The 12,118-nt window shown below is 27.8% G+C and carries 8 protein-coding genes; 1 reads left to right on the top strand and 7 read right to left on the bottom strand.

All coding sequences use genetic code 4. The features are described from left to right. Positions 1-99 precede the first annotated feature (99 nt). From SERIO_RS03105 to SERIO_RS03095, 3 genes are all read right to left on the bottom strand, one after another. Positions 100-882 (bottom strand): hypothetical protein, encoded by a 783-nt coding sequence (locus SERIO_RS03105; RefSeq protein ID WP_047791433.1) that lies wholly within the window; start codon positions 880-882, stop codon positions 100-102. 147 nt (positions 883-1,029) lie between these two features. After that, entirely contained in the window at positions 1,030-4,014 is a 2,985-nt protein-coding gene (locus SERIO_RS03100; protein ID WP_047791432.1) for a hypothetical protein, read from the bottom strand. Between the two features lie 210 nt (positions 4,015-4,224). Next, positions 4,225-5,073: a glycosyl hydrolase family 18 protein gene (locus SERIO_RS03095; protein WP_053040828.1), complete on the bottom strand. Its 849-nt coding sequence runs from the start codon at positions 5,071-5,073 to the stop codon at positions 4,225-4,227. A gap of 455 nt (positions 5,074-5,528) precedes the next feature. Between SERIO_RS03095 and SERIO_RS06840 the strand changes: the two genes are divergently transcribed. After that, positions 5,529-5,660, top strand: a complete 132-nt coding sequence (locus SERIO_RS06840) for a hypothetical protein (RefSeq protein ID WP_257787404.1) — start codon at positions 5,529-5,531, stop codon at positions 5,658-5,660. Positions 5,661-5,709: 49 nt separating this feature from the next. Here the strand turns inward: SERIO_RS06840 and SERIO_RS03090 are convergent, their stop codons facing one another. From SERIO_RS03090 to SERIO_RS03075, 4 genes are all read right to left on the bottom strand, one after another. Continuing rightward, a complete protein-coding gene (locus SERIO_RS03090; RefSeq protein WP_047791431.1) occupies positions 5,710-7,266 on the bottom strand; it encodes a lipoprotein in 1,557 nt (518 codons plus the stop codon). A 337-nt stretch (positions 7,267-7,603) separates the two neighbouring features. Next, positions 7,604-9,187 (bottom strand): lipoprotein, encoded by a 1,584-nt coding sequence (locus SERIO_RS03085; protein WP_047791430.1) that lies wholly within the window; start codon positions 9,185-9,187, stop codon positions 7,604-7,606. 21 nt (positions 9,188-9,208) lie between these two features. Next, positions 9,209-10,168 (bottom strand): ABC transporter ATP-binding protein, encoded by a 960-nt coding sequence (locus SERIO_RS03080; RefSeq protein ID WP_053040827.1) that lies wholly within the window; start codon positions 10,166-10,168, stop codon positions 9,209-9,211. 19 nt (positions 10,169-10,187) lie between these two features. After that, on the bottom strand, positions 10,188-11,996 hold the full coding sequence (locus SERIO_RS03075) for an ABC transporter permease (RefSeq protein ID WP_053040826.1): 1,809 nt from the start codon (positions 11,994-11,996) through the stop codon (positions 10,188-10,190). Positions 11,997-12,118: the final 122 nt, after the last annotated feature.

Here is a 12,118-nt window from a genome sequence, read left to right as displayed (position 1 = left end):
GAAACTGAAATATTTCATTGTAATCGGTATAATAAAATTTGAATAGGGGAAGTAGATTTATATTAACTTAATTAAATAATTTAAGTCCCCTATTATTTTTTATTTATTTTTTTTATTAATTGCTTTATTAACCGCAGCTTCAATTAATTTTTCAACTTCATCAATTGATAACACCACAGTTTTATTAATTGCTGTTTTTTTATTATTAGGTACTTTCTTATCAATCGTTGATTTTACTGTTGTTGTTTTTTTACCATTATTAGCCGTTTTAACAACTTGAGATGATGGTTTATCCGCTGATTTTGATTTCGATGCAGGAGAACCAGCTTTTTTTTGTTTATTAGGTGTTGATTGTTTTTTTGTCATTTCAGCATTTAATTGATCCAAATCAGCATCTGCTAAGATTGTGGCTGATAAGGTATTATTGTCATCTTGATTATTAGCAATATTTTGATTAAAATGACGATTAACTTGGTAAGCATGATCAATAATTTCTCTTAACCCCGAAGTTGATGAATTAAGAGCAGGGGAGTTACTATCCAAATTACTTTCAACAGGAGCTGGTTGGCCAGTAACGGCTGCTCTTAAACGAGCCATTTTTGCTTTAATATCATTTTCATCAATACCTGTTGACATTCCCTCTTCTGTTTCTAATCCTAATTTTGATTTTAACGAGGCATTATTTTTTTTAGCATTTTGTAAAATATATTGAATTGTCCCCTTTTCGGCATTTCCTGATTCAACGGTCGCAATTGTTGGATTTAACATGCGACTCATTTTTGCTTTAATTTTTGTTTCATTAGCTGAAGAAATTGCTCGGTTAGTATTTTCTGAACATTCATGAATTTTTAAATGAATTGGACAAAAAGTTGGTTTTCCCATAACATTGATTCCCCTTTTCTGTTATTTTACTACCCTATTACTTAATATTATTATATCTTATTTTATTTTTTTAACAAATTGCATTCTAGAAAATAAAAAAAGCTGATTTTAATTTTTCTAATCAGCATTCTTTATAATTGAATTATCTTATTGTCCAAAATAAATGTTATCTAAATTAGCATAATAATAGGCTCCTGAACTACATCAGAACGAATCTTCTTGGCGTTGGAATGCTCAATAAATGTTGTGATCATCATGTCATAGATAGAATCAAACCGCCATAAGTTGATTCCCAATAACACTCCCACTTTTTTTACATTCTCATGTGGCAGGAGAAGTCTTGGGATTATTTAAGGCAATATTTGTTGTTGTCGTTTTCATATTAGTAAGACTGCCATCCTCTCCTCAGGCATGGACACTTAATGAACCGTTTAAGGTTACAGACGGATATTTTTTAACAAAACTATCTCAACTATCAGCATAGTCAAAATAATCTAATAAGATATGAGTTTCTGAATGAAAATCACTAGAAGAAGTGCCGTTATAAGAATCATGTGATTTAAAACCAATATTAATTTGGAACGGAGCGGTTGAATTATTTCGTAAGGTCATTGTTATTGTGGCATGGCCAAAGTATTTTTTTGTATGGGTTCCATCAATTATAATTGTTGTTTTAACAGTACTATTGTTAGGAGGAATTTTTGTCGTTGTACTAACAGTAATTCCAGGGGTTTGCACGGCAGTTTTCAAAATAGGATTGATGTGAGGATCACTTGTAATTGCTTTAATTAGTTCTTCTTGAGTAATACCATTAATAGTATAATCACCATCTGCTGAATAATCACCATTAAAGTAACTTAAATCAATTGTACTAGCAGTTATTAATAATGTTATTTTTGCTTGACCCTTATAATGTTCAGTATTATCAGCATTAATAACAATTGTTATTGGGTGGGGTTTATTATCATAAATTAGTTTTGAAGCTGTTGTGATTGTTAGACCTGGTAAGGTTAAGATATTTTTTAAATCAATAGCTAAACCTTTGACTGTTGTTAAGGCATCTAATAATTCTTTTGAATTTAAATCAGGTTCCACAATTGGTGGTGAACTTGTTAAATCTTGGTTTCAATTAGTAATATCTGTTTTGGGATAAACCATTGAAATTAAAATTTTAGCCGTTCCGGTATAATCTTGTGATTGATTGGCATTAATAGTAATTTCAATGTCATGGATTAAATCATCTTGCGGTAATTTCGAAGTTGTATTAACAATTACCTTCGGATCATTAATAGCACTTAAAATCACCGGATTAGTTTGCTTAATTTGTTTTAGTGCTTTAATTAAAGCTGGTGAATCGACACTATTACTAATAATATTTCCATAACTAGTATAATTTCCCCCATCATTTGTAATATCAGTTTTAATTGTTTTGGTCATTAACTTAATTGTCGCCGTTCCGGTATAATCTAAAGTTTTATAGGCATTTAAGTTAATATCAATTTCATGTGGTAATCCATCATCTGGTAAATTAGAATGAGTGGAAATTAATAAGTTACTTTCTTTTAAAACATTTAAAGTGGTTTGGTTAATCCCTTGTACTTTTTGCAACGCATTTCGTAAACTTTCTTCATCCGTATTTGGTTCAACGACGGGTGGTTTCGTGGTTAGATCTTGGCTAAGAGTGTTAATTTTCATTTTACCAGCAATGGCTGGAATCATAATTGTCAATCTACCACTATAAGCAAGTGTATTAGTAGCATCCATTGTCACTTTTAATAAATGACTTTGACCATCAGCAGGTAATTGCGAAGCGGTAGTTAAAATGATATTAGCATCTTGAGCCGCCGCAATTAAATGTTTATCCATCCCAACTACCGATGTTATTAAGTAAACTAAACTATTAAAACTAGTATCATGAATTGTAACTGGTGATGATGTTGTATAATCATTTTTTAAATTAGAAATATCAAATTTATCCGAAATTAAATTTAGTTCACAATTAAGTTGCCCTTTAAAGTCATTTGTATTATTAGCATCTAGCGTAAAATTAATTGGGTGGGGTAAACCATCATCAATCATTTTGCCTTTAATATTAATAACTTCAATTCCCTTTTCACGTAAAACACTTGCTAAATTAGGATTCAAATTTGGTAATAATTTTAGGGCATTTAATAAATTAGTTGGATCAATATTACCAATATGAACAGCATTCTTATGGGTAAAGTTACCGTCTAACCAGGAAATATCAAATTTATTGGCTTTAATATTCATCGTAAGGCTGGTAATTCCTTTAAAAATTTCAGAATGTTGGGCATTAATATTAATTTTCATTAAGTGATATCCCCCATCATATTGAAGGGAATCACTAGTTGTTAAAATTGTGGTATTATCATTAATTGCACTTTGCAAATCTGGGTTTAAATTGGGAATATGTTGGACAGCGGCTAATAATTCTTTTGAGGAAGTATTATGAATAATTGCTTCGGCTTTATAATAATCTCCCCCATCCTGGGAAATATTAATTCGACGGTCAACATGAGGTTGGGGATGATTTAAATCTTCAAATAGTTGTCATCCACCAATCCCTAAACCAAGTAGTAAAGTTCCAATTAACAATGAAATGATGGTAAAACGATGATTTGATTTTAAAAATAAGGTTTTAAAATAATGCTTATGTTGGTTAAAAACATTTACTTTATAATATTTTAATTGTTGCTTATTAAAATAAGCTAGTTCTTTTTTTCTAGGTTCTAAAGCAAATGGTGAATTAACCGGGGCAAGAGGTCAAGATTTGACGTTAACAAGAGCATTTTTATTTACTTTAACATCAAGATTTTTTTTACTTTCTTTAAACTTCTTAATAACCAAACTAGTAGGTAAAGTTACTGTTTTGGTTTGAAAATTAACTTGGTCCGGATTTTCTCTTAAATTATTTCTTGTAAATAATCCAAAATAATGGTTTTGACATTTAAAAATAATGACAGGATTAATTTTATTTTCTTTACTAAAATTATCAGTTGTAGTAATATTAAAAATAATTAAATTTTTAATATTATTTTTTGTTTTTAAAAAATTAATAATTTTTTGATAACATTTTTTACATAATTTGGATTGATTATGTTGACTTTCCATTCATCATCCCTCCTTTATATATTATGTAAGTTTTTCATTTTTTTCAGATGTTAATAAAAGAAAAGTACCAAACAAAAATTAATCTGTTTGGTACTTTTCGTACTCTCATTAACTATTTTTATTATAATTGAAAAAAGTAAATTTTGCAATTAATATTTTAGAAAGGTTAGCATAAAGTTAGTTAATTGTTCTTTATATTCATAAAATAACTTATTGTTTCCCCCAAGTTTCTTTAAAGGCATTGGCAAAATTTCAGTTATTTTTTGCATCATAGTTAACAGCTCATGTCATTAACCCACGGGCATTAACATGGTTGTTAACTAAAAGTTCATAAGCTTTTTTAATATCAGCGTTGGTAGCATACCCACTACCAGCTGCATTTGGAGTTGCCGGAAGACCAATTACTAATTTATCAGCGGGAATTTGGACAAAATTATTAATTCCCCCACCATTCGCAATATATTTAGTAATTAGGTATAAGAATTCCCCTTTGTATTGAGTATTATCATTTGTTAACCACCATGGTAAATATGGCATTGCATCATGATCAGCGGCTTCAACACTAATACCATCTCCAAATTGGTTATAAAATTGGGGATTTACCCAGTCATAATATCCTTTTAAATCATTAATATAAGAAACATAACCCCCAGTTGCGCCTCTTAAATAAGGGAACTCAGGTGCTAATGAAATATAAAATGTTTTATTTTGGGTTGAATAATATTGTTTTAAATTAATTAATGATTGCACAATAACTTTTTCATTATCTCCCGCGGTAATTGAACTACCTTCTAAGTCAATGTCAATTCCATCAATTCCATATTCATTAACATATGTTTTAATTTGATTTTCGAAAGTTTGTTGTTGAGATAATGCCATTTTAATATTAGCAGTTGCGCCTCCTAATGAAAGCAATACTTTATGTCCTCAACTGTGTTGATATTCAATTTGTTGAATAAAGTCACTTGCTTGGGGCGTAAAAGTAGGAATTGCTCCTGGGGTCATTGTTGTCATGAATGAAACATCAATTACATTATATGCTTGATCAACATTTTTCATACTAATTTGATCATTTCATTCATACCAATAACCAACTAATAATGGTTTATTTGCTAATGGATCAATTGTATGACTAGTAACCGTTCCTCACTGAAGAACTACATAATAAAGATGATAATAAAGTTAATAAAATTTTCATAATGTTTCCCTCCTTATGAAAGTATTTCTAATAATCTATTTGATGGTTATATTATTAGTCTTAAATGTTTTTTAAACTTCTTAATTTTAATACAACCCTCATTATTAGGAAGTTTTTGCCCTCCTAATTCACATTATATAACTATTTTCTATTATTTACCTAATTTTTTTATTTTTTATTAAAAAATTTTCTAGTATTATGTATGTTACTTTAATAATAAAAATCTAATAATTTATAGTATAATCGATAATTTTTAAAAAAATTAGAAAAATAATTATTTATAGAGTTATAATCAAGGTAGAAAGAAGGGAAAAATATGGGAAATTGTAATAATCAATGTACAGGATGCAATTGCAGTTGTAACTTATCAGGAGCCCAACACACCAACGGAACAAAATGCAGTGAATGTACAAAATGCCAACCGAATGATGATCATAGTCGAAAATAAAGTAAAAAAAGATTATATTAAATATAATCTTTTTTAATAAAATTATTTTTTATAAATCATCTTTAAAATTTAAATAAAAATATCAAGACGTTAACGGAGTATAAAAGATTGACTTATCAACAGTTTTATTTCCAAACATTAGATCAAAACTTCAGTATCATCTTTTATTAATCCCAATTGTATGTTCATCGCGGGTAACTCATGAATGTTTACTTTTTGTTTCATCTCCCAGGGTAAACATTTCAATATCGGGCAATTTCTTAATATCTTCCTGTGCTAAAAAATCATTATTAAGATCAATTAAGGCCCCATCATATTTTTTGGTTTTAATTTTATTAAATAGTTCTTTTGGTAAGTGAATTATTCAGTGGTCGCTTGCTGATTCAATTCGATAGTGTTTCATAAAACTAGTAATAATCGTTGCAAAATTTATTAGTTTTTGTTTTAATCCTTCTTTGGAAATGGCAATAGTAACAGTTAAAGGTTTTCCACTATTAGTTACCACACTTGATAAGGGCATGCCTGCAATGTTTATTTTTGCTAAATTAACATTAAAACTAGCTAATTGTAATTTATCTTCAGTGATTTTGAAGATTTTTAACATGTCAGTATAAAAATTTAAAAAGTTTTCGGGAGTAATTTGCTCTGGTTGGAATCCCACCCCTGCTCAGCGATCAGAAGAATATTTAGGGTTGGCAACACCCATTCCATTTGTTGTTTGGTCAATGGCAGAAGATAATAATGTTAAAATTGATTGACTATCATTTCAGGTTACTTGCTGCATAATTTCGCTAAGATCCGGGTCATTATTTAAAAAATTAATTAATTCTGATTGGACAATGTTATCTAAAACTAAATGGGATTTTGTATAATTAATATCAAATTTATCGTATAACTTTTGATATTTTGGATTTTTATCAATAATAATATCATTATTGTTAAAGTATTTATAAATCGCACCAGATATTTTAGCAATTGATTTAGTTTGAAATTTTTTAATTCTTTGGGGGTCATTTGTAACAATGAAATTAAAACCAAAATTATTCATTGCCGTTAATTTTTTATAATTAATAGTATAACTAATATTAAGTTGATAATTAACAGCTTGTAAACCATTAATATTAACACTTGGATTTAGTTTATTTAATTTAATTAAGTTAATATAACTTAACATACTAGTGTTTTTATCCAGATTTCAAGTTAACGGATAACTGTTAACATACACATTGGAGTATTCTTGGGCAATTTGAATATTAATTTGGTTTAGATAAGTTTTAAAAATTGCATTAATACTAGCAATTCCTTCTTGAAATTTTTTATCATCTGTTTTAACTGTTAAAGTTGGTTGGCTTGCACTAACGCTATTAAAAAATTCACTAAATACCTGAGAACCATATTCAGTAGCATCAATAAACTGATTTGAACCTAAAAAATCTAAAAAATATTTAGTTGTCATATTAGCAATATCGTTTAAAACTTTAGCATCTTTGGTTGTTGTAGTATTTGGAGTAGCGTTATTTATTTTAGAACCAGTACAAGCAATTAGTGTCGTTGCCACTCCGGTTGTTAAACTAATTGTGCCTAAAATTGTTAATATTTTTTTCATAGTGTCCTCTCCTTATTTTTGCTTTTTTGCATTAACAATTTTTTTCCATTTTCAAAACCTTTGCTTCTCATTGTAATATTAATTTTATTTATTATGTTGTCGATTTATAAAGATACAAATATATTGTAATAAAAAAAAAAAAAAAACTTGCTTTTAAGTTTTTTTAAATTTAAATTATTTTTTTTATGGAAATTATTGATAAATTTAATTTAAATGACTAGTAAAATAACATTACTAAAAAAAGATTATATTTTAATTTAATATAATCTTTTTAATGTTATTTATGTTGTTTTATTAAAATTGTTTTAAAAATTTTATTATATTAATTGAACCATTTTTAATTCCGATTAACATATAAATTAGGTAGGTAAACAGCTGACCATGGTGAATATGAAATTGAGCCATCAAAAGTATGATCCCCAAACATAAAGCTAAAACTATAACCATGTCCCCCATCTTTATATTTTAATTGATTCTCATTAATAGTTGTTCAACTACCAGGACGACCTACAGTATTAACAATTGTATCGTCACCTAGATAAAATAAACCAATATCGGCAAGGTTTTTAATGTTTTCTTTTTCTAAGAAATTATTAAATAAAAATGGTAAGGATTCAGTATAGTTTGGCGCTGATTTTAATTCATCAAAAACCTTACTTGAAACATGCAGAATTTGATGATCTTTATAAGATTCAATTCGATATTCCTTGTAGAAAGACACTACAATTTGGGAATAATTCATTAATTTTTGTTTTAACCCTTCTTTCGAAATCCCAATAATAACATTTAATGGTTTACCATCTTTGCTAGCTACTCCCGATAAGGGCATTCCTGCGACACTAATTTTTGATAAGTTTACATTAAAATTAGCCAATTGTAATTCACCATCGCTAATATTAAATACTTGTAATAAGTTAATTAAAAAGTTATAAAAGACATCCGCTGTTACTTTATTAGCATCAAATGGTCCTTCTCCAGCTCAAACAAACGAACTATTTTGGGGTAGTTTGGGTACTGCGTGCCCACTTGTAACATCATTTAACGCTCCACTTAATAACGTTAAAATTGATTTATCATCATTTCAAGTCACATGCTGCATTAAATCAGTTAAATCAGGATCTTTATTTAAAAAGTCAATTAATTCTGTTTGCACAATATTATCTAAATTAATGTGGGTACGAGAATAATTAATATCAAATTTATCATATAATTTTTGATATTTTGGATTCTTATCAATAATGGTATTTCCCTCACCAAAATATTTTACAATATTCCCAGATAATTTAGCCATTGATTCAGTTTGAAATTGTTTAATTTTATCAGGACTATTTGTTACAATAAAACTAAAGGTAAAGTTATTAATTGATGTTATTTCCTTATACTTAACCGTATAGTTGATATTAAGTTGGTAATTAACAGCTTTTAAACCATCAATCTCCACACTTGGATTTAAACTATTTAAATCCTCTAAATTAATAAAATTTAGGGTACTAATATTTTTTTCGAGATTTCAAGTTAACGGATAACTGTTAACATAAACATTGGAGTATTCTTGGGCAATTTGAATATTAATTTGGTTTAAATAGTTTTTAAAAATAGTATTAATATTATTAATCCCCTGATTAAAATTACTATCAGCAATATCAATAATAGCAGTTGGTTCTTGATCATTAACTTTATTGAAGAAGTTAGCGAAGACTTCTGAACCATATTGTGTAGTATCAACATATTGGTTAGAATTTAAAAAGTCTAAAAAATACTTATTAGTTTTATTAACAATATCATTTAAAACTTTCGCATCTAAGGAAGCTGATGATTCAGCTTCATTTTTATTATCTTTATGTGAGGAACAAGCAACAATGGTTGTGGTAGTGGTCGCTGTTAAACTTAAGGTACTTAAAAATGTTAATAGCTTTTTCATTTTATCCTCTCCTTTGATAAGTTATTTTTGGTTATGGGTAATTTTTTGATTTAAAAAATTAAAGGTAAACTCTGCAGTTGAAATTTTAGTGACCGGAATTTTATATTTAAGCGCAAAATTAGTAATATAAAATAGTGATAATGGGGATGGAATGATAAAGAATAAGCGATTAGTATTTTTATCATACCAATTAACTGCTTTATTGATTGTTAGAAATCGCGAAATTAAATCCGGACGTTTACATTCAATGAAGTAAGTGTTACTAAGGTTAAATTGTTTGAAATTACCAGTATAGTATTGCTGGCCATTCATCACCATTGTAAATTCATCAATATAATCTTTAATTTCATTTAACAAGTGCGATGAAAAGAAGACTGTTTTTCCTCGCAATGTTAATGCTTTTAAATATTTAATAATTTTTTCCCGGTTTTCAACATCTAATCCTGCTTCTGGTTCATCCAAGATTAAAATTTCGGGGTCATGGATAATTCCCTGAATAATCATCACCCGCTTTTTCATCCCGGACGAAAATGAATTAACATCTTTGTTTCGGGATTCTCAGATCCCTAAGGACTTCATTAAGTATTCCAGTCGATATTTTAAATATTGCCCATGGATCCCGTTAGCTTTCCCAAAGTTTTTTAAAAAACTTCAGGCACTAATATTTTCTGGGAATGTAATATACTCAGGAACATAACCAATTTTTTGTTTAGCGGCAATTTTACCTGCCTTCTTACCTTCAATTGTAATTGAACCCTTGTATCCCTTTAAACCACCAATTAATGATTTAATTAAAACTGTTCTTCCACTTCCCGATGCCCCTAAAATAGTATGGAGTTTTCCTTTGGTAACAGTGAAATTAAAGGGTCCAATTGTATTTTTTTTAAATTTTCGAACAAAATTATCAACAATAATAACTGGTTGTTTTGATGAAACAATAACTGGTGCATTAGTTACCTTTGTGATATTTTGTTTTCTCATACTTCACCTCCCTTCCGTGTTATGTAATATTTTTACGTTGTAAAATTAACGCCGATAAAATAATTAACCCGGCTGCTAAGTAAAGATAAATATCGCGAATCAAGGTAATGTTTAAGTAAGGCTGATAATTAAGAGCAATTTTATTATCAGCTGTTAACTGTAAAGGAAAATCTTGATAACTCATTAGTAAGTTTTTTTGGTTATCAAAATCAATATGACTATTTTCTAGCGGTGCAAAACCAGTTGGTAAATAGGAAAGCGAACTTGTTCAAATTTGATTTCAATGTTCAATAATATTTACTTTTGAAATTAAACTATATTTTTCCGACAATGATTGATATTGTTTTAGATTATTAGTAATTTTTACTGGTTGAGTTTGAATTATTTTATAGTCATAAACTTTTTGAATAATATTTTTTTCAAGTTCTTGAGTGACAAATAAAACTGGGTTTTGAAAAAAATCTTTAAATTTTTGTTTAAATGTTTGATCATTAATAACATAGTAAGGTAACGAACCACCATTATCTTGTTGATAAAAAGTTTGAAAAATATCAATGGGATCAATCCCTTTATCATTAATTGTTGGTTCGGAATCACCGCTACCGTACACATTAAAATAAGTTTCGTTAGAGTCAAAAGTTACTAAAGAATTAAAATAAAATAATCTTAAATTATAATATGTATTTCAATCAAAGTTTTTTGCATAATAATTAACTAATTGTTTTAGTTCTTGTTGGTAAGGATTATTATCATCGAACTCCTCAATTGTTTTAAAAGCAAACTTGTTAGTAACTGTAACATTAATATTAGTATCTTTTCCATTGGCAACATTTTTAGTAATAATACTACTAATTGACTGACCATTAAAAGTACCCTTTCAACTTGTAACATCACTTCCGGTTAGTTTATTCAGTTGCTGAAATTTCGTTAAGTCAAAAACTTGATGATATAAATTTTCTAATCGTTCAGTGCGGGAATTACTATCATCATTATTAGCTAAGATTAAGTTAATTGTTGGCAAATCTTTTTGCATATAAAAATCATAAATGGCTTTTGAGATTTTTGGATATTTAACATTTTCCTGTTCAACATTTTTATTAAATAATAATGCATTTTTAATATTTTTGACTTGATAATCTTGGGTCACATTTTCAAAATTTAAACTAATGTTATTACCAATATTCATAATTAATGAATATGGCATTCCACCAATTAGAAACAAACTACAAAAGATAACATTAATAATTAATACCACTTGGGAATTTAAAAAAGTTGAAGTAAAAATTGTCCCACTAATCGTAAAGTAACTTAACATTAATGAATAAATTAATAATTTTAAAATTAAATTTTTATATAAACTAAAATAATTTTCATTATTGGTAATAACTTCACCAAGATAACCAATTAAAAATGCGATTAACATGTTAGAACCAAGGAAAAAAAATACCATTAGTCAGACTGACAATAACTTTAAAAGAAAAATACTAAAGCGAGAATATGGTTTTGATAAAATTAATAAGTATGTTCCATTCGCAAATTCTTGACTAAATATTTTTGTAACTACTAATAAAATAAATAAAATTAAAAAGATATTATTAAAAATTAACACCCCATACTGAAAATTAATTATTAAACTTTCAGCCGTTGCCGATGATAAAAAGAGCATTAAACCAATTCCAATAAATAGTGTGGAAGATAAACCCAATAAAACTCAAATAATAATTGAACTTTTAACGCGTGCAATGGCAAATTTAATAATTGAAAGACTCGAAGCTTTTCGCTTAAATTTTTTTGTTTGTCCAGCGAATACTTTTTCTTTTAGGCCCATAGTTTTATCCTTCTCACTTTTTGTTTAATATTTTACTTAATAATAAGACTTGTTTTTAGAATTGCTGTTCCAAAATAGTTTTCTGTTTGTCCCCCATCAATTTTAACCTCTATTACATGTGG

The sequence above is a fragment of the Spiroplasma eriocheiris genome (assembly GCF_001029265.1).
GTDB lineage: Bacteria > Bacillota_I > Bacilli_A > Mycoplasmatales > Mycoplasmataceae > Spiroplasma > Spiroplasma eriocheiris.
Note: the sequence above shows the minus strand (reverse complement) of the source record. Positions and strands in the feature narration are given on the sequence as shown.